This is a genomic window from Thermogemmatispora tikiterensis (assembly GCF_003268475.1).
Classification (GTDB): Bacteria; Chloroflexota; Ktedonobacteria; order Ktedonobacterales; family Ktedonobacteraceae; genus Thermogemmatispora; species Thermogemmatispora tikiterensis.
In genome coordinates this window covers 2,460,631-2,483,840 of the sequence record NZ_MCIF01000002.1, presented here as the reverse complement: position 1 = coordinate 2,483,840, position 23,210 = coordinate 2,460,631, and the positions used below count along the sequence as shown (strand labels likewise).

22 protein-coding genes are annotated in these 23,210 nt (G+C 56.7%); 4 read left to right on the top strand and 18 right to left on the bottom strand.

Features of this window, described 5'->3' with window-relative positions; genetic code table 11:
- The 17 genes from A4R35_RS10070 to A4R35_RS09990 form a co-directional block, all read right to left on the bottom strand.
- Window positions 1-862: class I SAM-dependent methyltransferase (locus A4R35_RS10070; protein WP_112428968.1), on the bottom strand; the 862-nt coding region annotated here is incomplete at its 3' end.
- Window positions 846-1,061 carry a hypothetical protein gene (locus tag A4R35_RS24235; protein ID WP_112428966.1) on the bottom strand — a complete coding sequence of 72 codons (216 nt, stop codon included), beginning with the start codon at window positions 1,059-1,061 and terminating at the stop codon, window positions 846-848. The genes A4R35_RS24235 and A4R35_RS10070, both read right to left, overlap by 17 nt.
- Window positions 1,058-1,483 (bottom strand): hypothetical protein, encoded by a 426-nt coding sequence (locus tag A4R35_RS23905; RefSeq protein WP_146747169.1) that lies wholly within the window; start codon window positions 1,481-1,483, stop codon window positions 1,058-1,060. The genes A4R35_RS24235 and A4R35_RS23905 overlap by 4 nt, the downstream gene beginning before the upstream one ends.
- A gap of 781 nt (window positions 1,484-2,264) precedes the next feature.
- The gene (locus A4R35_RS10055; protein WP_112428964.1) at window positions 2,265-3,692 is read right to left on the bottom strand and encodes a CoA-acylating methylmalonate-semialdehyde dehydrogenase; all 1,428 of its coding nucleotides are present in this window, start codon (window positions 3,690-3,692) and stop codon (window positions 2,265-2,267) included.
- 17 nt (window positions 3,693-3,709) lie between these two features.
- Window positions 3,710-4,654 (bottom strand): Cgl0159 family (beta/alpha)8-fold protein, encoded by a 945-nt coding sequence (locus A4R35_RS10050; RefSeq protein WP_112428962.1) that lies wholly within the window; start codon window positions 4,652-4,654, stop codon window positions 3,710-3,712.
- A 42-nt stretch (window positions 4,655-4,696) separates the two neighbouring features.
- Window positions 4,697-5,566, bottom strand: a complete 870-nt coding sequence (iolB, locus tag A4R35_RS10045; protein WP_112428960.1) for a 5-deoxy-glucuronate isomerase — start codon at window positions 5,564-5,566, stop codon at window positions 4,697-4,699.
- A gap of 19 nt (window positions 5,567-5,585) precedes the next feature.
- A complete protein-coding gene (iolD, locus tag A4R35_RS10040; RefSeq protein WP_112428958.1) occupies window positions 5,586-7,481 on the bottom strand; it encodes a 3D-(3,5/4)-trihydroxycyclohexane-1,2-dione acylhydrolase (decyclizing) in 1,896 nt (631 codons plus the stop codon).
- Between the two features lie 46 nt (window positions 7,482-7,527).
- Window positions 7,528-8,604: a 5-dehydro-2-deoxygluconokinase gene (gene iolC, locus A4R35_RS10035; protein WP_223258280.1), complete on the bottom strand. Its 1,077-nt coding sequence runs from the start codon at window positions 8,602-8,604 to the stop codon at window positions 7,528-7,530.
- Window positions 8,605-8,746: 142 nt separating this feature from the next.
- Window positions 8,747-9,655: a TIM barrel protein gene (locus A4R35_RS10030; protein WP_112428956.1), complete on the bottom strand. Its 909-nt coding sequence runs from the start codon at window positions 9,653-9,655 to the stop codon at window positions 8,747-8,749.
- A gap of 43 nt (window positions 9,656-9,698) precedes the next feature.
- Window positions 9,699-10,883: a Gfo/Idh/MocA family protein gene (locus tag A4R35_RS10025; RefSeq protein WP_112428954.1), complete on the bottom strand. Its 1,185-nt coding sequence runs from the start codon at window positions 10,881-10,883 to the stop codon at window positions 9,699-9,701.
- A gap of 38 nt (window positions 10,884-10,921) precedes the next feature.
- Complete coding sequence (locus A4R35_RS10020) at window positions 10,922-11,929, bottom strand: Gfo/Idh/MocA family protein (RefSeq protein ID WP_112428952.1); 1,008 nt, start codon at window positions 11,927-11,929, stop codon at window positions 10,922-10,924.
- A 38-nt stretch (window positions 11,930-11,967) separates the two neighbouring features.
- Complete coding sequence (locus tag A4R35_RS10015; protein ID WP_112428950.1) at window positions 11,968-13,158, bottom strand: Gfo/Idh/MocA family protein; 1,191 nt, start codon at window positions 13,156-13,158, stop codon at window positions 11,968-11,970.
- Window positions 13,159-13,174: 16 nt separating this feature from the next.
- Window positions 13,175-13,966 (bottom strand): ATP-binding cassette domain-containing protein, encoded by a 792-nt coding sequence (locus A4R35_RS10010; RefSeq protein WP_223258279.1) that lies wholly within the window; start codon window positions 13,964-13,966, stop codon window positions 13,175-13,177.
- Window positions 13,967-14,001: 35 nt separating this feature from the next.
- Entirely contained in the window at window positions 14,002-15,024 is a 1,023-nt protein-coding gene (locus tag A4R35_RS10005; protein WP_223258278.1) for an ABC transporter permease, read from the bottom strand.
- A gap of 190 nt (window positions 15,025-15,214) precedes the next feature.
- Window positions 15,215-16,195: a substrate-binding domain-containing protein gene (locus A4R35_RS10000; protein ID WP_223258277.1), complete on the bottom strand. Its 981-nt coding sequence runs from the start codon at window positions 16,193-16,195 to the stop codon at window positions 15,215-15,217.
- Between the two features lie 364 nt (window positions 16,196-16,559).
- Window positions 16,560-17,393, bottom strand: a complete 834-nt coding sequence (locus A4R35_RS09995; protein WP_223258500.1) for a sugar phosphate isomerase/epimerase family protein — start codon at window positions 17,391-17,393, stop codon at window positions 16,560-16,562.
- A gap of 101 nt (window positions 17,394-17,494) precedes the next feature.
- Entirely contained in the window at window positions 17,495-18,598 is a 1,104-nt protein-coding gene (locus A4R35_RS09990; protein ID WP_112428941.1) for a LacI family DNA-binding transcriptional regulator, read from the bottom strand.
- Between the two features lie 862 nt (window positions 18,599-19,460).
- Between A4R35_RS09990 and A4R35_RS09985 the strand changes: the two genes are divergently transcribed.
- Together A4R35_RS09985 and A4R35_RS09980 are read left to right on the top strand one after the other, a co-directional pair.
- Window positions 19,461-20,684: a hypothetical protein gene (locus A4R35_RS09985; RefSeq protein ID WP_146747168.1), complete on the top strand. Its 1,224-nt coding sequence runs from the start codon at window positions 19,461-19,463 to the stop codon at window positions 20,682-20,684.
- Between the two features lie 212 nt (window positions 20,685-20,896).
- Window positions 20,897-21,469, top strand: coding sequence for a hypothetical protein (locus A4R35_RS09980; RefSeq protein WP_112428937.1), 573 nt, complete (start codon window positions 20,897-20,899; stop codon window positions 21,467-21,469).
- A gap of 90 nt (window positions 21,470-21,559) precedes the next feature.
- On the opposite strand, the gene A4R35_RS24980 is transcribed toward A4R35_RS09980, so the two are convergent.
- Window positions 21,560-21,691, bottom strand: coding sequence for a hypothetical protein (locus tag A4R35_RS24980; RefSeq protein ID WP_262982323.1), 132 nt, complete (start codon window positions 21,689-21,691; stop codon window positions 21,560-21,562).
- On the opposite strand from A4R35_RS24980, the gene A4R35_RS25280 reads away from it, so the two are divergent.
- Both A4R35_RS25280 and A4R35_RS09965 read left to right on the top strand, forming a co-directional pair.
- A complete protein-coding gene (locus A4R35_RS25280) occupies window positions 21,638-21,769 on the top strand; it encodes a hypothetical protein (protein WP_399358709.1) in 132 nt (43 codons plus the stop codon). The genes A4R35_RS24980 and A4R35_RS25280 overlap by 54 nt on opposite strands.
- 763 nt (window positions 21,770-22,532) lie before the next feature.
- Window positions 22,533-23,021, top strand: a complete 489-nt coding sequence (locus A4R35_RS09965; RefSeq protein WP_146747167.1) for a hypothetical protein — start codon at window positions 22,533-22,535, stop codon at window positions 23,019-23,021.
- Window positions 23,022-23,210 lie beyond the last annotated feature (189 nt).

Genomic DNA, 23,210 nt, shown 5'->3' with positions numbered 1-23,210 from the left:
GGGTCCAGAGGGCGCAGAAGTCCTCCTGTTGCATCTCAGCCACCGCCTGCTGGTACAGGGTCGTCAACGCTGCCCGCGTGGCCAGCCCCTGGCGTTCCAGGAAGGGCAGGACCAGCTCCAGCCCGATGAGCGCGTCCTTGAAGACCGGATAGTGCTGCTCGGTGCCCATCGACCACTCGATGGCGGTGGGTCGCAGCCGCACATCGACCAGGCCGGCCTGCCGCACCAGCCGGGGCAGCACGGGCGTGATCCCCAGATGCTGCCCGGTGGGGGAGAGGCTCTGGCCCGCCCGCGTGAGCGCCTGGCAGCCCAGGGCCATGAGCCGTTCGAAGGCGGGACTGGTGGTCAGCGGCTCCTCCATCTCGGTCAGGCGCACGACCCCGCCGGGGACGAGGAGGCGCCGACACTCGGCGAGCAGCTGCGGCCAGGCCTCCGGCAGCATGAAGCCCCACAGGAGCCGGCCATTGATCAGGTCGAAGGAGGCATCGGGGAAAGCGAGCGGCTCCATGACGTCCATGACCTGAAAGTGGACGTTCTCCAGGCCGCGCGACCAGGCTTGCGCGGTGGCGTATTCGATCACTGCCGGGCTGAGGTCGACGCCGATCAGGGTAGCCCGTGGGAAGCGGAAGGCCAGCTCCAAGAGCCAGCCGCCGGGGCCACAGGCCAGGTCAAGCACGCGGCCCGTCTCGGGGAGGCTGATCCCTTCCTCGGGCAAGAGGCCGCCCAGGGCCTCGGTGAGCAGCCGATCCTGCTGCATGAGGCGGGCCAGTTCGCCAGCGTTCTCGGCGTCGATGATGTAGGTCGAGCGTCCGCGCGGCTGAGGCGCGGGCTGCGGGCGAGCGGGATCAACTGGGGTGCTCATGGCTGTCTCCTTGCTGAGGTGAACGGTCCCGCCGCGGGGGGGACTCGGGGTCTGAGACGGGCTCGGGATCAGCACGGCGCAGGGGCCAGGCGGAGTCCACGGGCAGCAGGGGCAGGCGACCTGCCCGCTCGGCGGCGAGGACCTGCTGGATGAGCGCGGCGTGATCGAGCAAGAGGGCCTGCTGCTCCAGGGCGGTCACGGGGAGCACCTCCAGGCCCAGGACGCTGCTGGTGGGGCCGGGGCGGGCGATGCGCAGGAGCTGGGGCAGGTCGGCCTCGATGAGGAAGAGGAGGGAGAGGACCTGGGCGCGCGCGGCCAGGGAAGTTGCCCCCAGGAAGCGGGGGTCCCGGGCCGGGCGGTCCAGGCCGAAGAGGCCGCCGAGCCGCCAGGAGCGCAGGCCGACGCCGTACAGGTGCCAGTGGGTGCTCGCGATGCCCAGTTCCTCGCGCAGGGCGCGCAGGAGGCCGGTGGCGGCAGGCTCGCCCAGCGCAGTTGCTCGCCGAGCATGGCAAGCTGCTGCTCCTCCTGGCGGCGGATGAGGGCGACGTGCTGGCGGGCGGCATCGACGAAGAGCAGGTCCAGCCCGATAGCGAAACGGGCATCTTGGTCACGAAGCGGCATGGCCCATCCCTCCGTCTGGCGGGATGGGCTGGCAGGCGCTCGCGGTCCGAGGCCGGGAAGGGTCCCAGGGGGTGGCTGGCGGAGGCCCCTGCCGCCAGTGAGCCAGCAGGCCCGCGCAGGCGGTTCGGGCTTCGGCGGGGCACTGCTGCCAGGGGACGGCGGCGAGCAGGGCCTGGGTGGAGCGCGGTACGTCCAGGGCGAAGCGGGCGCGATCGCTGACCAGGCTCCCCTATATCGTAACCCTACACGTTCAATGGACGGAGGGATGAGGGGTAGAGGTCTTTGCCCTGAATCTCGATGAATTTTTGCAGGACCTCGGCGCACGTGTGACTCTGCTCGTGCAGACACGATCTCGCGATCGTTATTGACTCAGGTTGGAGGCCGGAGTGACGTCAGGCAACCTGCGCGGCAATTAGTAGCCGAACGGTGGCAATTGCTTCTCCTCGCTCAAGTCCTCCGTGTTAGCTTTAGACTTTCCAGAAGGAGAATCGGCCTTCAGCAAGGGGCCCGGCCTTACGCTGCCGGGCCTCTGCTCCTAGTAGTCGAACGTCCTTCCGCCACTCGTGTCTAGCCGCGGAGGCTTTCGTCTTCCTGGCGTACTGGCGAGACGCTAGCCAAATCGACCTCTTGGAACCTCACTGCCTGCGGAGATACTCAGAAGGCCAACCAGGTTGCTAAGCGCATCACGAAGAAGGCGGAAAGAGACGGCTACCTGCTTTGGACAAAGAAGGAACAGGCTCAAGCTGAAAGGAACGGTCGACTGCTCTTGCTCCTCCTTTCCTTACCAGCGGGTGACTACGACCTTCTTGCGGGTATAGAATTCTATGCCATCCGAGCCTTGCAGATGCAGATCGCCATAGAAAGATTGCCGCCAGCCAGGGAAAGGATAGAAGCCGAACGGTTGAGCTACCCCGACATTGATTCCTACCATGCCAGCCTCCACACGCTCACGAAAGAGACGGGCTGCTGCCCCACTCCGGGTGAAAATGACCGCCATGTTCCCATAGGCCACCTCATTAGCTTGAGCAAGTGCTTCCCCCAGTGTCGCAGCTCGCGAGACGGAGAGTACCGGTCCAAAACCTTCTTCTCGCCCGACTGTCATCTTCGGAGTCACATGGTCTAAAATCGTGGGCCCCAAGAAAAAACCGGGCAGATTCAGGAATCGACGTCCATCCAGGACTAACTGAGCGCCTTCCTTGATCCCCGCTTCCACGTATCTCAAGACACGTTCACGATGTTCTGCGCGAATTAAAGGCCCGATCTGAATGCCTGGTTCGATACCTGGACCCACCGCGAGTTGCTCTGCCGCTACACGGAGGGCCTCGAGCAGCGGTTCCTGAACTGAGCCGACGGCAATAGTCACACTGCCAGCTAAACAGCGCTCGCCTGCGTTGCCGAAAGCAGAGTTGAGGATCGCCGCAGTAGCATGCTCAAGGTCAGCATCTGGTAGAACAATGAGGTGATTTTTGGCTCCCCCTGCTGCTTGAACCCGCTTGCCCTGATGAGCTGCCTGCCGATAGACATAGCGTGCCACGGGCGCTGATCCAACAAAAGAAACAGCCCGTACATCAGGATGAGCAATCAAGGCGTCAACTGCCTCTTTGGCTCCATGAACGAGATTCAAAACACCGGGGGGAAAGCCAGCCTCCAAGAATAACTCTGCCAGCCTTATGGCTCCCAGCGGAGTACGCTCAGAAGGCTTCAAGACAAAAGTATTTCCTGCGATAACAGCTAAAGGGAACATCCAGAGAGGAATCATTACGGGAAAGTTGAAAGGGGTAATCCCCGTCACAACTCCCAAGGGGTAGAGGTAGAAGTCTTGATCTATCCCCTGGGTGACCTGGCGCAAAGTCCGGCCTTGCAGCAGGGTAGGTGCACCGCAAGCAAAATCAACTACTTCAATGCCACGTCGCACTTCTCCACGTGCCTCATCAAGCGTTTTCCCGTGATGCAGTGTAATAATCCTGCTTAGTTCCTCAGTATGCTGTTCCAGCAACTCCTTATAGCGGAACATCAAGCGTGTCCGTTCCATGACGGAGGTCTGTGACCATGTTTGATAGGCCTCCTGGGCGGCCTCAATAGCCTGCGCAACCTCCTCGGCTCCTGAGAGCGGAACATGCTCGATGACTTCACCCGTCGCTGGGTTATAGATAGGCAGGGTTTCTCTCGCTGGATGTATCCATTGGCTACCGATGAGGTTCGGAATCATTGAACCCTCCTGTTGCTTTAAATCTCTTGTTGATCGCTGCTGCTCCTTTGACTCGTAGACTGGTGGATGAGTTGCGCTAGTTGCGCTGCGAGCTGAGCAGGGTCGCTATCATCTGAAGGATAGAGAATTCCTCGCCCAATAATGGCTCCTCGTATATTGGGACCAGCTTTCAGACAGGACTCAATACGGCTCAGGAGCTGACTAGAATTGCCAGGCTCGCTTCCTCCTAGCACGAGGATAGGGCAAGTCGTTGCGCGGGCTACACGCTCAAAGCCTTCTACCATTGGCAGTTTCAGCCAGAGGTGACTACTGGTTGGTCCCAGCGCTGTCGCTACCCCAACTAGAAGAACAAGCTCATCTGTAGTGGGAGGTCGAGGGACCACTTCTAGAAAAGCTGGGAGGCGTTGATCCGCCAGCTCCCGTAATGCTGCAGCGCAGAGGTACAAGGTCTGACCGCTCTCTCTTGCTTGAGGATCGAATTGGAAAAGAAGCTTTCCTCCATCAAGGTTCATCTCTAGCAAATCACGGGCAGTGTAGGCTGTGACAGGATCGTACAGTTCAAAGACAGTGCCTGCTAGGCCCCCCCGGTTCATAGAACCGATGAGCAGCTTCTCTTCAAGGAAATCCTTCTCTCCCTGCTTGAGGAGCCAGTAATTGTAGAGAAGCAGCTCCTCCAGCAGATCAGGGGTTGCCAGCACTCCATCGACACCCGGCTGCTGGAGCACTGCAGCCAGACGCTTCAGCAATTCTGCCCGATCGGCCATTGCCCAGGGATTTTGCCCTGCTGCTACAACCCGGCGAGCCGGATGATCTGCAGCTATAATGACCAGATGACCATCAGTCGTCAAGCGAGAGCGACGTTTGCGCGTGCGGGCCAAGAGGGCTGGAAGATCTGGCTCCTTGATACGCAGGTCTGCAAGGGCTGTGATCAGCTTCTCATGGTCTACTTCGCGATTTATCATGATAAGCCTCGCAGTGGTAATTGTTCTGCGAACCATCCAACTCTATGCGCCATTGACCGGAGACACCGGCTGGATGATTTTGCCTGTGATGCTGCCCGAGGGCGGCAGCAGATGACGGAAGATGGGGTCAACCTGGTATTGCCAGCTTCTTCGCGGGCCGGCCATGATGTTGAGATAGTAGAGATCGTAGCCCGGCACTGCCGCCACCGTATGATAGCCACGTGGTACCAGCACCAAGTCGCCATCATGAACAGCGACAGTTTCGTCCAAGTCGCCGGGGTAGTAGACTCGTTGGAGAGCAAAGCCCTCAGCTGGCTGGAAATGATAGTAGTAGACCTCTTCCAGGTAAGCCTCTAAAGGAGGGCTCTCTGTATCATGTTTATGTGGAGGGAATGATGACCAGTGACCATTAGGGGTGATTACTTCGACAACTATGATCCGTTCGGCTTCCTGGTCGGTGTCCAAGATATGGCGAATGTAACGTTCTGTATTCCCCGCTCCTCGCATTTCCAGCGACATCGTCTCCGGTCTCAGGACACGTGCTGGCAAGTGGCAGCGGTTCGCTGGCACCGATGCAAGCACGATCTCCAATCTTGATGAGAGGCAGGTCACTTGATACGAGCTATCTCCTGCAAGATAAAGGGCAGCAGGGGGAGCATCCTCAAAGACACTTGCTCGGTTCCCCAAGGGGCCCAGCTGCTGCCCATTGAGCTGAATCTCTCCTCTGCCAGCGAGCAGCAGCAGTACCGTTTCTTGGCCTTGAGCAGTGCCAGCAATGGTCTGTCCGGTCCGAAGCTCATAGGCACTGAATGAGATATATTGCCAACCAACGGAAGGAGGAGTAATGGCCAGCAGAGGTTCTGGTCTCTCAATGGAAAGCTTATGGCGTACTGGGCGAATCAGTAAACCCATAATCGTCCTTCCTCCTTGATCACTCGCCTCCGAAAAAATAGCGTTCTTGCTTTCTTTTGCTCTCCCAGATACGGCGGGCTTCTTGCACCTGGGCCATTTCGCTCACCTCCGCTACTGGCACATCCCACCAGCTTTCATAGTCAGGTACCGTTACATAGCGATCAGTCGCCACAAGGATGAGTGTCGTACGATCAGTATGGCCTGCCCCTTCTAGTGCCGCTGCAAAATCTGAGTAGCTGTGACAAACAATCACCTCGGCTCCGAGACTTCGTGCGTTTGCTGCCAGATCAACCGGCAGGGTTACGACTCCCTCTCCTGTCTCATCACCGGGCAAGATTCCCTGTTGGGGGTAGACGTACCGCGTGCCAAATCCGCCTTGTCCTAGGGCACGGCTGAGTGCGCCAATACTCTTGAAACCAGCATTGTCGAATAGAATGATGATAAGCTTATAGCCTTCCTGCAGGGATGTGACAATTTCACTGTTCATCATCAGATAGGAGCCATCACCTACGAGCACGTAGACATCACGCTCCGGAGCGGCCATCTTCACTCCTAATCCTCCGGCTATTTCATATCCCATGCAGCTATAGCCATATTCAACATGGAACTGCTTGGAATGGGAGGTTCGCCAGAGCTTTTGCAGCTCTCCGGGCAGGCTTCCAGCGGCACTGACAATGATCGATTCTGGTGAGCTCCGCTGGTTGAGAACTCCGATTAATTCCGCTTGAGAGGGCAGTGGCTCATGGTGCTGAGCGATGCAGCGAGAGATCTCCTGCTCCCAGGCAACGTGAAGCTCCTCTGCAAACCTGCGGTAGCGAGGGTCAACCTCATACCCCTGAAGCTGCTGTTGCAGTTCCTGCAATGTCACTAGAGCGTCTCCTACGAGTGAGAGTGCAGCATGTTTAGCTGCATCAAAATCGCAAACGTTTATATTGATAAAAAGTACGTGAGGATCTTGAAAAGCGGTTTTAGAAGATGTGGTGAAATCGCTATAGCGTGTGCCGATCCCTATGATAAGATCAGCATCACGAGCGAGACGGTTGGCTGCCAAAGAGCCATTGACACCTATAGGCCCGACATTGAGCGGATGGGCAAAATGGAGGCTTCCTTTCCCCGCCATCGTTTCGCTGACGGGAATACCTGTTTGCTCAGCGAAATGAGCAAGAGCCTGGCAGGCCTCTGCATAGATCACCCCTCCCCCGGCGACGATGAGTGGTCTCTGACTCTTTCGAATAGAAACTGCAGCTTGCTCGAGAGCCTGGCGATCAGGACGAGGGCGAGGGATATGCCAGATGCGTTTTCGAAAGAAGGCTTCTGGATAGTCATATGCCTCGGTCTGTACGTCCTGCGGAAGAGCCAGAGTGACAGCTCCAGTCTCCGTGGGACTCGTTAAGACCCGCATGGCCTCCGGCAACGCTGTCAGCAGCTGCTCAGGGCGTGTAATACGATCCCAGTAACGGCTCACAGGCTTGAAACAGTCGTTGACGGAGATATCCTGAGTGTGTTCGCACTCAAGCTGTTGTAAAACAGGGGCCACATTGCGCCGGGCAAAGATATCTCCTGGTAGCAAAAGCACTGGGAGCCGATTGATAGTAGCTAATGCGGCCCCGGTCACCATATTGGTTGCGCCTGGCCCAATGGAAGAAGTACAAGCGAAAGTCTGTAAGCGATTTTTGACCCGAGCATAGGCTGCAGCAATATGAACCATTGCTTGTTCGTTACGAGCTTGGTAATAGCGAAAGCTGGGCATCTGTTGCAGAGCCTGGCCAATACCGGCAACATTGCCATGCCCGAAGATTCCGAAACACCCGGCGAAGAAAGGCTGTTCATGGCCATCTCGCTCAACATACTGCTGCCGCAGAAACAGGATCAGAGCCTGTGCTACTGTCAAGCGTCGCGTACCTTGCTTGCTCATCGGTTTCACCTCCTACTTTCAGCCGTAATTGGGAGGAAATAGCTAGCTAGAAGCCTCCCTGTTCTTCTATGAAGGCCTGCACCTCGGCAATGGTCGGCATGAAGTTGGCGCAGCCGTGTCGGGTGACTAGCAGAGCTCCACAGGCATTGGCAAAGCGTGCCGCCTGGTACCACTCCCATCCCTGCAGCAGCCCATAGAGCAACCCTGCAGCGAAGGCGTCTCCTGCACCCAGGACATTCTGGACAGTAACTGCGAAGCCTGGCACATCAATCTGCTCAACAGGCGCCCCTTCATGGGCTAGATGCAGCCGGCAGCCAGCTGCTCCTCGCTTCTGCACAAGGACCTTTGGCCCTCGACGTAAGAGCGAAGTACTGGCTGTCACAAGATTGCCTTCCACGTGAGCATCAGAGATCTGGGAATGCCCCACATGTAGATGAGCCGGGTTCATTAGGATGGTAGCTTTGATTTCTTCCTCGGTGCCGATTACGACATCGACGAGAGGCAACACAGCGCGTACATTGATGCCGAAGGCTCGTACTTCCTCCCATTGATCAGGCCGAAAGTCCAGATCGAGTACGACAGTAACTCCAGCCTCGTGGGCGCGTTCTGCAGCGAAGAAGGTGGCACTGCGGCTCGGCTCCTGGCTCAGTCCCGTGCCAGTAATCAGCAGAACGCGAGTCTCATCGATGGGAGTGACCACCACATCGTCGATGGTCAGCTGCAAGTCTGCAGCTCGGGCACGATAGTAAACAAGTGGGAAGCGATCAGGAGGCTCAATTCCTAGAACAACAGCGCTGGAGCGGTATCCTGGCTTTCGTGGAATGAAGGTCGTGACTACCCCTTCCTGTTGCAGGAAGTACAAGATGAAATCTCCCACAGGGTCATCTCCGACAGCAGTTAGTACAGCCGAGTGCAATCCCAGACGCCGTGCGCCAACGCTGATATTTGTTGGGCAACCTCCCACATAAGCAGCGAAACTACGGATATTGACAAACGGAACCCCAATATCATTGGCATAGAGATCGAGTGAGGACCGCCCCATAGTGATGAGATCCAGGGAATACCTCTTCTGATTGGTCTGATTCATGCGGTTCACTGCCGCCCCCTTGTATCTCCTTGACACACTCTTGCACCTTACTGTTCCTGCAGAACCTCCCCAGCGAATTCGGCTGCCCTGCCTGACTTGCCAGGGAAGGATGATTGATTGCCCTTTGGTCGAACCTGCTGAGCTTCTCAGCTCCTCGCATGGACGCCAGCTCAGCAGGTTACAGACCTAAGGCGCGGAGGTATTCTCGATTGCGCCGTGCACTTTCGAAAGGAGAGCCCATCCCAGGGAGGATGTCTTGCTCCACAACGATCCAACCGCAGTAGCTATGCTCCTGGAGCTGTTGAACAATGGCTGGAAAGTCAATGTCACCTTGTCCCAGCTCGCAAAAGATGCCATGGGCAATGGATTCGAGAGCATTCCATTGCAGACGACGAGATTGCTCCGCTACTCGTGGATCATGGTCTTTGAAGTGGACCAGCCAAACACGATCGTGGTAGTGGCGCAGGCTGACCAACGGATCACCGCCTCCAAAGCGAATATGTCCCGTATCGAGACAGAGGCCAAGGCAAGTTGGGTCAGTCAGGCTCAGTAACCGCTCTGTCTCCTCAGGAGTTTCAATCCAGGTGCCGATGTGGGGATGAAAGACACAGCGCAATCCTGTGGCCTCCAGGACAGCCCGAGCGACACGGTTGGCTCCAGCCACAAAAATGTTCCATTGTTCCTCACTCAAGCCCTGCTCACGACCAATACGTCCGGCCTCGCGAGTTCGCACAGGATCACTATAGGGATTATCGCCAAGCACAATCAAAGCGCTGGCTCCCCCTACCTCAGCCACTAGTCTCGCTGTGCGCAGCGCCGCGGCTTCACTGGCTGAGTGGAATTGGGGATCGTGCAACGAGACGCTTACCCATGCTCCAATCAGCTCTAACTGCCGCGCTGCTAGCTCAGTGCGCAACCGCGACGGTTCTGGCGGGAGAAAGCCCCAGTCGCCTAACTCTGTGCCTTCATAGCCAGCCTGCCGCATTTCATCTAGCACCCGCGTGTAAGCGGAGCGATCTCCTGCGACATTCTCAATGACTCCCCAGGAACAGGGAGCATTACCAACACGAATAGTTCGCTTAGTCATAATTTTCTCCAATGATACAATTATTACATCCAAAATATTGTCTTTATTTTTCATCTTTCTCTGTAAATTCAACTGTCTCCCAGGAGCCGCTTTCCCAAGAGCGCATAATTGCCTGCTGGACTCGGGCCACGGCCAGCGCTTCCGCGAAGCCTGGCTCACCCTGCTGGCCAGCGGCAATGGAGCGGAGGAAGTGATAGGCTTCGATCACCTTGAGATCGTCATACCCCAGGTTGAGCCCCCAAGCCGGGTTAAAATGACGATGGAAGGGATGAGCCGGCCCGCTGAGCAGGGTGATATATCCATCCTCAGCGGGATTCTCGTCATTACGCCACTGCAATTCAAGCTGATTCATCCTTTCCATCGACCACTTAATAGCTCCTCTAGTTCCATATATTTCAAATGACATGTCACATTTCTCGCCATTGATGACGCGACATGACTCTAAGATGCCACGGGCTCCCTTAGCGAAATGAACCAGGACATTCACATAATCCTCATTGGTCACCTCGCCAAGAGGCCCATCCTGGCTGCTGATATCATAGTGGGTCTCTATTCCTGGCTGAGGAAGAGGGCGCTGGCGGATAAAGGTCTCTTTATCACTGACGACGCGTGTGATTGGCCCTGCAAGCATCTGAGCCATATCGATGACATGAGACATCAGATCACTGAGTGCCCCAAGGCCATGCTGGCGTTCAAAACGCCAGGAAAGGAAGCCACGTGGATCACTAGCGTAGCCGTTGAGAAAGCGCCCATGGTAGTGAGTAATCCGACCCAGTCTACCGGAAGAGATCAACTGGCGCGCATATTGTACCAGGGGAGCCCAACGGTAGTTGTAGCCCACGAAGGTAAGTACCCCTTGCTCTCGAGCAATGCGCGCACTCAGGACAGTCTCCTCTGGCTCACGACCCACAGGCTTTTCACAGAAAATGTGCTTCCCAGCTTGAGCTGCAGCGCGGTTGATCTCCAGATGTAAGTCATTGGGAGCGGTTACGATCACGGCTTCCACTGCTGGATCTGCGATGACCTCGTGCCAGTCAGTGGTAGATCGTTCGAAGCCGAAGCGCTGCTGTGCGGCTTGAGCGCGCGCAGCGATAGCATCGGCGCAGATGACTAGTCGGGGGCGCAAACCGCTTTCAGGGAACCGGTCAGGGATAGCACGATAGGCGCGGCTATGTACTTCGCCCATCCAGCCCATGCCAATCACACCAATACCAATGCTTCGCGTCATGGCAGATACCTCCAACAATCCAGGATAGGGGAATCTAATTAAGCTGGCTGCCAGTACGTAATTTTTACAGGTACATTCTGCCGTAAGGAAAGCAAAGCGGCCTCGGCAATCAGTTGCGCCCGAAGTCCATCGAGCAAAGTGGGATAGACCACCTGCTGGCCTTCTAAGACTCTGATAAAGGCATCGAGGGCAGTAGCGAAACTAGGCTCCAGACGCTCAAACCAGCTGGGGTAAGGTCCTGGAGAGATGACTTGGTGATCGCGGTAGAGAGAAATCTCTCGTAATGGCTTAAGCCGCGATTGTACCATCCCTCGTGAACCAAAGACCTCGATGCGCTCGTCGTAGCCGTAGGTTGTTCGCCGACTGTTATCGATGTGACAGAGTGCCCCGCTTGGCATCTTCAAAATCAACATGGAGGTGTCAACATCGCCAACATCACCAATCGCTGGATCGACAAGTGCGGCACCAGCCGCATAGACCTCTACAGGAGCTTCGTTAGTTAGCCAGCAGGCTAGGTCGAAGAAATGGATAGTCTGGTCGCGAAACTGTCCTCCCGACACCTGAATATAGCTGAGCGGAGGAGGCTCTTGGGCTCGTGAGGTGAGAAGAACCATTTCCACCTTGCCGATCTCTCCCTGCTGAACAGCCTCGTGTACCGCCAGATGATTACGATCAAAGCGGCGGCTGAAGCCAATCATGATTGGACGTGGGGACTGTCTTGCCTCCTGGACGACGGACTTGACACGTTCGATTTCCAGGTCTACTGGCTTCTCGCAATAAACTGCCTTCCCTGCCTGAATTGCTTGACTCAAGAGAGTAGCATGCGTATTAGTTGAGGAAGCAATGACTACAGCATCCACATCAGCAGCAGACCAGATTTCCTCCGGGCTGGATGCTACTGTGCTTCTCAGACGCTGGGCGAGCTGTTCAGCTGCCCGCCGATTGACGTCATAGATATAGCGCAGGTGTGCTCGCGGATGCGCCGCAATATTAGTGGCATGAACAGTGCCGATAAAACCCGCGCCAAAGATCGCGAACCCGATCATGGCTTCACCTCCTGACTATCTGAGGGAGAAGGTTCAGTTCAAGGATTAGCTGCCAAAAGATCCAGGCTAGCTTTCACCCAGTTACCCTGCTGCAGATGGGAGCTAACAGCGGCCTCGATGAACTGCACCCCCAGGACGCCATCTTCCACATCCGGGAACAGTCTTTCTTTGGGAGCAGTCTGGCCGCTACGACGAGCGAGGATCGCCTCTGCAATGTCGTTGTAGAGATTAGCAAAAGCCTCCAGGAATCCCTCTGGATGGCCAGGCCAAAGCCGTGAAGAGCGCTGTGCTGAGGGAGCTAGCCACTCAAAACCGCGCATCAGGATCTGCTGAGGGTCATTGAGCGGACGCACAATCAGTTCTTCGGGTCTCTCCTGTACCCACTCGAGGCTGGCGTCTTCGCCATAGACGCGGATGCGTAAGCCATGAAGATGCCCAGTGGCGGCCATGCTAGCCCAGAGGAAACCGCGGGCCCCATTACTCAAGCGCAACTTAATGTGAGCATTATCATCTACCTGACGACCAGGGACCAATGTCGCTAGCTCAGCAGAAAGCTCAACAACTTCCAAACCGGTAATGAAGCGCAGGAGGTGATGAGCGTGCGTGCCCAGGTCTGCAACAACGCTGGATTTTCCCACCATCTCCGGCGTCGTACGCCAGGTAGCCTGTTTATGCCCCGTGGCTTCGAGCAAGGTGCTAGCCCAGCCTGAGGCATGCTCAACCTGGACGATTCGGATGTTGCCAAGCTCACCTCGACGCACCATCTCCCGTGCCTGGCGAACCATAGGGTAACCACTGTAGTTGTAGGTTACCGCACAGATCAGCCCGCGGCTTCGACTCAACTGGAGTAAATCGAGAGCCTCCTCTAACGTGGTTGTAAGCGGCTTATCACAGATAACGTCGAAGCCCTGCTCCAGACAGGCCTTAGCAATGGGATAGTGACTCCTGTTAGGAGTCATGATGCTGATCACCTCTACACCATCCTCCCGGTGCGCCTCTGCTTCGAGCATCTCTTGCCACCTACCATACCGCCGGTCCCCGGCGATTCCCAGCTCTGCCGCAAATGCCCGACTCCGTTCTGGATCACTAGAAAAGACACCTGTGAGCAGGGCATAGCGCCCATCGAGTAAAGCTGCATAGCGATGAGCAGGACCGATATTGGAGCCAGGTCCGCCTCCGATCAAGCCAAGTCGAACCTTGCGCAGTCTGGCAGCTTCGTGGGTTGGCATGGATTATCTCCTCCCCTCAGGATCGACTTACCCGTTCGGTCAATTCGGCCACGGACGTTTCAGAGCGGCTGGCTTCGAAGACCAGCTCTCCATGTGACAGGATAATAAAGCGGTCACAGATGCGATAGGCGTCATAGAGGTTGTGTGTCACCAGAATACTGGAAAGCCCTTGTGAGCGAAGCGTGCGGAGGTACTCAAAGAGAGCCTCAGTGGCGCGGACTGCCAGCGCGCTAGTTGGTTCGTCAAGCACCAACAGCGTGCGTTTAAAGTAGACAGCCCGCGCAATTGCTACTGCCTGCTTCTGTCCCCCCGAAAGGCTACCGACCAGCTTATCAGGACTGTCGATTCCCTCAATAGCCACGATGGTCTGCAATACATCCGAGGCAATAGCCCTCATTTTGCGATGGTGCATGAAGCCAAAGGGGCCAACAAGCTCGCGGCCTAGGAAGATGTTCCGTGCCACTGTCAGTGAGTCAACCAAGGCCGAATCTTGATAGATGGTCTCGATACCCAGGGCGGTAGCCTCAGCGTGGCTCTTAAGGGTGACTGGCCGACCTTCCCAGAACATGCTTCCCGCATCGGGCGGGACCACACCGGAGATAATCTTCACCAGAGTAGATTTGCCAGCTCCATTGTCTCCCAGCAGAGCGAGAATCTCGGCTCGTTTTACGTGCAGAGAAACCCCTTTGAGGGCCTCTAATGCCCCATAGCGCTTCTTAATATCGCGTAGCTCCAGTAGAGGCACCGTACCCTCTTCTGGATATTCTGGCTGCTTGGCGGCGACTGTTTCCATATGCTCAATCCCCATAGATACGCTCCTTTGTATGGTCTGCGCGACTCTGATCAGCTCTGACGCCTCCGCAACTGCTCGTAGATAGCAGCCGCTCCGATAATCAACACTCCAACAAAAGCTGATAGATAGAAGCCCGGAGCGCCGAGTAGTAGCAGGACATCTTGAATCCAGTAGATCAGAGCAGCGCCAAGCGCCATCCCCAGGACAGTTCCTCGGCCCCCACTAAGAGTCAATCCGCCGATGACACAAGCTGCGATTGCTTGCAGGGGAAGATCGGTAGCACTCGAGGGAGCAATGTTGCCAATTTGAGCAGCAGCTAGAATGCCGGCCAAGGCGGCACATGCACCTGTGAGGCCGAATGCAATCAGCTTCGCTCGATTGCCCGGCACTCCATTCTCTTCCGCGGCGTACTTGTTCCCTCCTACAGCGAAGATGTGGTTGCCTAAACGATGCTGATGAAGCAGTGCCCAGAAGACAATGCTCAGAGCAAGGAACCAAAGAAACTCCGCTGGGATAATGCCAAAGAGGCCTGCTGTTACAGCCGCGAACTCCGGGGGAGGGTTGAACGGCTGAGATGAAGCTCCATGAATAAAGAGAGTTGCAGCGTCCCAGATTCCCATGGTACCCAGAGTCGTGATAAACGATGGGATCCGTAAACGAAGCGTAATCACCCCATTCAATAGGCCAATCCCTGCTCCGATGCCAAGGCCAAGCAGGGCCGCCAGCCAAACTGATAGACCATTCTCGGCAAGCTGGGCCATAATGATACTACTGAAAATGTAATTCGCTCCAATAGATAGATCAAATTCACCAGCGATCATGAGAGTGCCTACCCCTAGAGCTGGTATCCCGAGCAGAGGGATGGCCTCCAAAGCAGTTTGGATGTTAGCAGGGCTGACATAGGCGAAAGTGTCAGGGCTGATCACCCCGTAGATAATACTGGCAACTTGTACAAGGAGGAAAAGAATCAAGATCTCTAGACCAGACTGCTGGATACGGTAGCGTCGCCCGCTATCTGCGCGGCGTCCTGCTGGTGTGCGCTCCGTGATCATTGGTAAGTGTTGGTGTTCCATACTTTTTCTCCAATATGATGTCTCATCTGCCCGATCAGAAGCTTCTGGCCTCTACACCGCTTGCATCCTGGTCAGTGGAAATAACATGTTGGTTTGAGGATCTCGAGAGGAGAAGCTGTCACCGCCTGCTGGCCTCGGCAGAGGGCTAGAAGCGAGCAACAGCCTCTCCCTCTAATCAAGCGTCGCTCACCTAGCGGTAGGTCCCTGCTAGACTGAGCACTTGATCGACATTACTTTTATCGATCAATGCTCCGTTGCTTGTGTTGATACTGGAGGGAGCCAGGCCGTATTTTAAATAGAGGGCTAGTTCCATCACAGCATAGAAGCCCTGCTGATAAGGTTGCTGGTCAACAGTAGCCGTGATGACGCCACTCTTGATTGCCTGAAGAATATCAGGAGTGATGTCAAAGCCTCCAATTGGGATCTTACGATGGACCTGCTCCGTAGCTGCAGGGGCCTGATCCAGGGGAGTGTGCCCTAGCGCAATAATCGCCGAGGTATTTGGGTGTCCCAGCAGATAAGAGACCATCTTGGCTCGGGCTGGAGCATAGTCGACACCGGTACCAAGCTCTTCGCAGCTCGCCCCTATGGCTTTCAGAGCTTGGACCACGCCAGCATAGCGCTCAACTGCATAAACCTGTGTGGGCGATTCCACGGGACAAAAGACATGATCGCCGGGCTTGATCAAGCCATCATCAATCATGCGCTGTGCGATCAACATACCTGACTGGACAAAATCTTGACCGATAAATGCTTGTACGCAACGAGCTCCCTCTCCAGAGGCGCCGTTAATGTTAAAGGCTACAACAGGAATGCCCTGGGCGCGTGCCTCACACACGGTCTGATTAAGAGCTGAATCAGGAATAGTGACAGCAATGGCTGCCACACGGCGGGCAATCGCGGAACGGACCTGATTGACCTCTGTCGTGTCATCGTTGCTGGCATATTCGATTTCCAATTTGAGGCCCGTGATCGCCGCTGCTGCCCGAGCGCCATTGACTACAGGGACAAAGAAACTGTCACTTGGAGTGCTTTGAATTTCGAAGAGGATAGTTTTGCCACTAATTGCCTTTCCTCCACTGAGAGAGGCGGAGGATGAGCCAGAACTGCCACCGGTTGTGCTACATGCCGTTAGCAACAACGCTAGAAGGGCGCCAACGCAGCTCAGCATAGTGCGATGCTGATAGACAGGGTACCAGAGAGGCCTCAACCAGGCCTCTTTCAGTCTGACACGGCATTGACACATAGGACAGTCACCTCCTTCAGCTCTGGAGAGAGCTGACAGACCTATCCACAACACACGCGGTTGTAAGCGAACAAAGTCGCATTAGCGGAAGTCAGCAACAACAGCTTTCTTGGGAAGGGCCTGCAACCTTGTCTGCAAGAGGACGAGCCCCGTACCCAATGATTCCCTTTAGCTGGCTCACTGGCGCTCGTGAGGCCGCGATCATAACACGGGAGTATCTCACCTCCTCGCTTTGGCTGGATTACCTGCAGCTGGTAAACCTCTTCCTGCAAAAGGGAGGCTGCCTCTTTCAAGAGGACCCCTCCAGAGCGAAGTAGGGACTAAGAACTTGCACAGCTGCCTCCCGCGCTTGGCGAGCCATCTGTAGTGGATCAAGAGCCCAGTACTCAGGCCGGAAAAGCTCGACCGAGCATGGGCCATCGTACCCAATCTCTTTAAGTCGCGTGCAAATGTCTGCCAGGGGAATCACTCCCTGGCCGGGCAAGAGGCGAATCGTGTCCGTATAGGCTTCTTTCACGGTGTCTTCGACATCATCCAGATGAAAGAGGTAGAGCAGCTCTGGATTAAGCTCGCTAATCTCTCCCAGGGAAGCCCCTCCAATATAGAAGTGCACTGCATCAAAAATGATACCTACGTTATCACATCCGGTCTGCTGGACAATTGTCTGAGCTGCCCGCGGAGTGCGCACAGAGCACCAGCCAAAGCCAAGGAATTCGAAGGCGAGTTTGAGGCCATAAGGGCGAGCAATGAGACTAAGTTCCTGCAAAGCGATGACATGCTCCCTGACGACAGTTTCCCAGCTGACTGTCCAGTGAGGTAGAGGACTGGCAACAACAGAAATATAGGGGCAGCCAATGATATGCGCAAGCTCGCAGAGCTGGCGGCATCTCTCCTTTACCTGGGTGAACTGTCGGTCACGAAAAGCTATGAATTCTATAGCACTGAAACTTAAGGGTATGATATCATGTTGATCCAATAATCTCCGCAGGTCTTCTGCAGAGTATGTCTCAAGGAAGTGATCAACCTTAGAGGGATACAGGCCCTCCTGGGCTGCCCATAGCTCTAGGTATTGAAAGCCGGCATTGGCAGCAGAAACGATGTCTGTCTTCAGATCCGCTTTCATCGTGGTTGCACCATGCAAGCCTAGCTTCATAACGGCCTCTTTTCCTCGTGTGTGCAATGGATTGCACAACAGGCAAAACAAAAGGGAAAACATCCTTTGCCTCAGCGCACGTCGACTGGCCTGAGAGGAATATGGGCTTGTCGGCGAGCCTGATCACTGGCAGGCCGAGCTGTTGTCTGCCGAATTACAAGCTCACCTGGTACAATTTCGTTTTCTGGCTCCTGGCCATCTAGAATGGCCAGCAGCATCAGCATCGCTCGTTGTCCGAGCTGGAAACGTGGTTGGCGAACGGTGGTGAGCGGGGGCACGGTGTAAGCAGCTATGTCTATGTCATCAAAGCCAATAATACTTAAGTCTTCTGGCACGGCTAGTCCCCGTTTCGAGCAGGCCGAAAGCAGACCGATGGCCACGGCATCGTTATAGCAGAAGACAGCCGTTGCCCCTGCCGTTAGCAAAGGTTCCAAGCTGATCTCGCCAATGCGCATATGATCCTGGGTCTCTTCAGGGACAATGATCAGCGCAGGATCAATGGGAATGCTAGCAGCCTGGAGGGCCTCACGGTACCCCTGCAGGCGATGCTGATTCGACTTCGGGCGATTTGTCACGCCAATGTACCCTATGCGAGAATGACCCAGTTTGAGCAGGTGCTCAACTGCTCGATATGCTTCCCGAATATCATCAACACTAACAAAGTGCATTGCATCGGATGGAGGTTTTTGCTCGTTAATGACTATAACTGGAGTCTTACTACGATAGAACAAGCGCGGGTATTGGTCAAATAGATGAGAGGCGATCACAATGATCCCATCTACGCGGCGCTGTTTAAGCATTTTCATAACAGCAATCTCACGCTGGGGATCATTTTGGGAGGTACTCACGAAGACGTTAAAGCCTGCCTCGATTGCCACATGTTCTACTCCTTCCACCACACGTCCCATAAACGGGTCTGCAATGGTTGCCAGTACCATACCGATTGTCCAGGTCCGATTTGCGATAAGACTCCGAGCAACTGCATTGGGAACATAATCCATTTCGCGAGCCAGCTCTTGAATGCGCTTTCGTGTCTCTGCCCCTATCCGGGGGTGATTCTCCAGGGCGCGAGAGACTGTCGAAGGTGAGACATTGGCTCGCCTCGCAATATCGTAGATTGATACAGCCGTTGGCCTTGAATGGCTGCGACTCTGTACACCGTGATCCTGCTCCATGCTCCTGCGTGACTCCGATATGCGCAATCGTTTGCACACAGTATATGCTAGAAATGTGCAGTTGTCAAGGGGACCCCAAAACTCTGTTCAGATGTTCAGAGATGGAAGGCCATCGTTCCCTCGACAGGCCCACGTGACTTTCAGTCATTGCTCTCTTTTTGTTGATAGTTGCCGATCGGTGAAATAATATCTCGCTGCTCATATTTTATATTTCTTGAATATCACTTTATCTCTCTCCGAATTGGGTGAAGGTTAGCTTTCTGCCAACGAGCCTATACTACCAGCAGCATGATGCCCTGACGTGCTCAGCACGGCTTGGGATTAGTGCTTCCAGAGAACCGTGCTTGACTGATATCAACGCAGGGCACAGCTGCAGCTGTAGCTTTTCTTAACTGATCAGAATCGGAATAAGATAGTGAAAAGCAGGCAAGTTGAATTGCACTGATAAGGGAAGGAAATCAGATAAAGGAGCGGTACAAACCATTGCCCAGGCTGCCCTGTGGAGACCGCCTTGATTGCGTCGTGTCAGCCGCAGACTTGCAGCCCTCTGGGGCCCCCCATCATCACCCTTGCTCCCGTCACCCCCCGTGCTGTGAGCTCTGACCAGTCCTTCCTACCTAGCTCCCAAGAGATTCCCAGGCTGCTCCCGTTGCCCTCGGGGCCCAGTGCGCTAGACTGCTTCCGTGAGTGCAGCTGGCCCTCCACGGCCCAGGCTCATCGATGAGACGGAGGAGGGGAAGGCTGCGCTTGCGGAGGAGGAAAGCCGACCGCGGTAAGGAGTCTGCCTTGGCTCGTCTAACGAGCAGACTGGAAGGCCCCTCCTCTGCTGTCAGGCACGTCAGCAAGAAAGGAGCACCCTCCGATGACAGGCGAACCACCTGGCACTCCTGAAGCGCCGGCTTCCGGCCCGTTGCTCCAGGCTGATCAACAGAGGGAGCGACCCCTGTCGCCGACCCCCACTGCGAGCGCACGGCCTGTCGACGCCAGCGATGGGGGTGACCCGGCTGCCATGAGCGATCCTGAGGACCCGGGCTCCTCCTTCGTCCTCCAGGAGGGGGCTTCTCTCGATCTGGAGACAGAGGTGGACCATGCACGCTGGAACGATGCCTTTCCACTCCCGTTTCAACTCTCTGAGCCGCTGCCCGCCCTGGCCTCGGAGCAGAGAGCTCCGACAGGGGCACCAGGGGCGGGAAGAACGCCATCGTCCTCTCTACCAGGAAGTCCATTGCCAGGAGGTGCGCGCCGGCGGATGTGGCTCAAGCCTGGTCTGATCAGCGTTGTCGTCGTCCTGACGGTGGGTTTTCTGGAACTTGCTCTGCTGGCTCCAGCCGTCTCGCCCTATTCAACGGCGACGCAGGCAACAACGGTTGCGCAGCAGCGCTCTACTCCTGGAGCCACATCTCGGACCCGTTGTGGCTCGTCACCGGTGACTACAGCTCCTCCGTCCCGGCACCCTCCTCAGGCGCCCTCGCCAACGGCGGCAGGTGCCAGTGACCCGGGCAACTGGATACCGATTTCACTCCCCGTGGGGTGGACCAGTGCGGGGCTGACGCTGGGGGATGCGCTGTTGGCTGAACGGACAGCAGTCACGTTTACGGATCGCGAGATGAGCCTGGATGATCGCGCGGTCGGAACTCGCGCCCAGCATGGAGGAACGCTGACAGCAGCAGTGTTGCTGCTCACTCCCGCTGCTCGTGAGCGGTTTCGGCAGCAGGATGTCCGGGTGACGACGAATCAGCTCTACGATCTTGTGGTGGGAGAACGCCTGATTCAGGCGGTCATCGATCCACAGCCTCGCCTGCGTGCCTTTGCCATCCAGGGGCGGCAGCAGTTTGCGTGGGGAGAGGTCACATTTACGCTGTGGCAGTCCCTGACTGATCCCCAGACAGGCCAGTCCCAGCAGGGGCTGATGAAGGACCCGACCAGCCAGCAACCGCGTGTCCATCGGATGGGAGTACTGCTCGTGCGTGTACCACCTGCCAGCCAGGGAGCCAATGCGCCGATGGGGGGCACAGGCTGGCTGGTCTCCAATTATGGGCTGGACACCCCTGACGATGCTCTCCCTCCCCTCGGGCAACCGGCGTGAAGTGGCGCCTCTCAGCTTAGCGCGGGATGTCTGCCCGACACGCTTGCCAGAATCATCCAGACTGCCAGAGAATCCCGTGCATGCATCGGTTCAGGATGGGCTGCCGACCGGCTCGTTAGACGAGCTGCGGCCACGGCAGGAAGAGGTCACTTGTCGCAAGTGCCTGCTACCCTGCTACCTTCCCAGTGAGGAGAGAGACAAAGGATGTTCCTATGCTCATGCCTGCTTGGATTGAACCATTGCTCGTGACCACTACTCTGGTGGCTCTCATTGCTCTCCTGGGGGTCGTGCCGCGTTTCGCGCGAGCATCCCAGGTGTATGGGGGCATCCCTCTGGGACTCGTTGCCCTGGCCGGAGGTGCTACCGCGCTGTCTTTCCATCAGCTCTGGTTACTGGGAGCCATGCTGCTGCCTGGACTGGCCTGGCTCATTGGCATGCATCGACGTACTGTCTGGAATGCCTGGGCTTGCCTGTATGCTGCGTGCCTGGTACAACAGGCGATTGCCACGCTGTTCTCTCTGGGGTGGGTTCTCCTCCGGTCATCCGAGCTTTCCCTGGTTCTTAGGAGCCTGGCGTGGGGAAGGCAAGTCCTCGCTGTAGTGGCTCCTTTTCCTTTGACGATCGATGTCCTGGCGGTGCCTGGCAGGCGTCATTTTCCTGAGCGCGATCGCATGCTTGCGGCGCCAGAACCGTCGCACTGGCCGGGCTGCTTGCAGGTCCCTCCCCATAACGAGCCGCCCGAACTGGTGGCCCGTGTCATTCTGCAACTGCTGCGGCAGCAGTAAGTATCCCGGGCCGTGGATGATCCAGGTCATTGATAACCATACTCCTGACCTGGCTACCTGGAAGCCAATAGCGCTTCTCTGTCAGCGCTCTCACCAGCGCTCCAGTTTCTCCATCTGGAGCAGTGGCCAGCTTTCAAGGCGGGCGCGCTCAATGAGGGGACCAGGCGCCTGCCAGCGTGGGGAGAACTGATCGCGGTCGTTGAGGCTGACGATCTGGTCCATCCCCAGTTCCTGCGAGCGACGGTACGGCACTCTGTCGATCCGGGCGTGGCTGTTGTCCAAACGCCTCAACACTATTGAGCCTGGCAGGGCCACCCCTATTTCGAAGGGTTGAACTGCATGTACGAGACCTTCTTCGCGACGTATATGGCCAGTCGGCGTGAACGCAACAGCCTCCTGTGCACAGGCACGATGGGACTCGTGCGACGTCGCTGCCTGGAGGAGGTGGGCCTCTGGGATGAGACCTGCGTGACAGAAGATGCCGAGCTCTCGATCTGCTTGCCTGGCAAGGGCTGGAAGGGCGTCGATGATCACCGTCCCTATGGAGCTGGACTCATGCCCCTTGAATTCGACGCGCTCAAGAAGCACTGGAGACCATTGCTCGGTCTCGCTTCACCGGTACAGTACCACTTGACGCTGATACAACGCCTCCTCGTATCTGGGCGTCGGCTTCCAGTATCTGATCGACGTCGCGTCGTTTTTCTCTACGCTGTTGCTGGTCATCATGATCGCCCTCTCCATCCTGGGGGAGCATCACGTCTTTGCTGCGTTGCAGTCCGTCTGGTTTATTCCGCCGCTTCTCCTCCTGACCAGGAGCCTCCAAATGGTCTGGGAACTGCGTGAGACGACCGACTGCAGGCGCTCTCAGGCGAGTGGGGCTCTCCTCTTCTTCTCTGCGCTTTCCTGGGTCACCTGCCAGGCCGGTCTGATGGCCCTCTGCCGCCAGAGAGGGTTGTTCCTACGAACTCCCAAGGTTTGCCAGCGTCGGAAATGGCAACGAGTCTTGCGCATCACGACTCAGGAAGGGCTCCTCGCCGCGGCGTTGCTGGGAAGCGCGCTCCTCGTGAGAATCCTACAGCCAGCTAATATTCTGGCCATCGTGCTCTTCCTGCTCCAGGCGTTCATCTATGGCATGGCTCCCGTGTGTGCTCTGGCCGTCGAGGGGATCTGGCTCATTCCCCGCTCCCTGTTTGGGACTAGCGAGGCAGCTTCTTTCAGCAGACCGGCTCCTCTGCCTGCTACGGCGCTGCTGCAAGAGACTTCGCCAGTAGCCGCACAACGCCACCATGATGAGCCGGCGGGCACAGATCATTGCATCCCTGCGAAACCCGGCAGGTCGGTCATTGGGCCTGTCCTCTTCACGCTCTCCGTACTGATTGGCCTCCCCGTGGCTCTGGGGCATCCTGCTGCTCTGCAACGCTTTTCATCCGGCGATTTCTGGCTCCGCTTCTGCGGTGGTGGAGGGAGTGATCCTCAGCATGGTCACAGTCGTTGGCGCGGCGCCGGACCTGGGCGTGGCCTCCACGATCGTCTCCCGGCTGATCCGCCCTAAGAAGCGACGTGAGTTTGTTCCGTTGAATCCGTTTGTCCTCAACCTGCCAGCAGAAGAGGTCTCCTTCCCTCCATGAGGAGGGAACAGACACCTCCCAGGTCCGTGGCCGCTCTATTCCCCACCCACAGGCCTCAACCGTGATCCTGGTCTTCCTGGCTACCGACGCGCACTCACGGACGTGCTGGGGGT